At 69.8% G+C, this 885-nt stretch carries 1 protein-coding gene; it reads right to left on the bottom strand.

Features of this window, described 5'->3' with window-relative positions; genetic code table 11:
* Positions 1 to 779: WD40/YVTN/BNR-like repeat-containing protein (locus tag AC1DWF_RS33050; protein WP_476842731.1), on the bottom strand; the 779-nt coding region annotated here is incomplete at its 3' end.
* Positions 780 to 885 lie beyond the last annotated feature (106 nt).

Below are 885 nucleotides of genomic sequence, written 5' to 3'. Positions count from 1 at the left end.
CAGTTCACCGCGAGCGCCATGACCCCGGTGCAGCCCTTCGGCAGGGGCGTCTCCACCCAGGTCGTGCCGCCGTCGAGCGTGCCGAAGACCTGGCCTTTCCGCGCGCAGGAATAGACCACCTGCGCGTCGCGCGGCGACGGCACCACGGCCATCATCGTCGCCACCGCGCGGGTCGGCGGATCGAAGCGCGCCCAGCTCCCGCCGAGATCCGTGCTGCGCCAGACCGTGCCGGTCTCGCCGCCGGCCGAGACCGACATGGTGCAGTAGAGGGTGTTGGGATCGTGCGGCGAGACGCGGATGTCGCGGCCGTAGAAGATCGGCGTGCGCTTGCGCATCTCGAGGTCGGTCCAGTGCGCGCCGTGATCCTCGGAGCGGAAGATGCCCATCCGCAGCGCCAGGATCGGCACACCCGGCGCGGCGGGGCTCATCGCCAAAGCGTGGACGTCCAGCATGCCCTCGGCCGTGTGGCTGGTGAGGATGGCGCTCTTCAGGTGCTCCTGTTCCGCCAGGCGGATCAGGTGGCCGCTGCAATCCTGCCAGCTTTCGCCCCCGTCGGTGGAGCGGACGACGCCGCGCACCTCCAGGGCCGCGAACATCTCGTCGGGATTGGAGGGATTGAAGGCGAAGCGCATGACGCGGTTGCGGAAGCCGCGCATGTCCGTGACATCGGGCAGGTCGACACCGACGGCGGCGCTGAAGCTGGCGCCACCGTCCTTCGAGACGAAGATGCCGAGCGGCGAGGTTCCGACGTAGATCCGCCGGGGGTCGCGCGGGTGCACGGCGATCGACCAGATCTGGCGGTCCCGGTGCGGGAAGCCGAGGCGCTACCAGTGCTCACCATTGTCGGTGGAGAGGTAGGGGCCTTCCTGCGTGCCGGCGTAGATC

It is taken from the genome of Aminobacter sp. P4_D5 (assembly GCF_056401815.1).
Note: the sequence above shows the minus strand (reverse complement) of the source record. Positions and strands in the feature narration are given on the sequence as shown.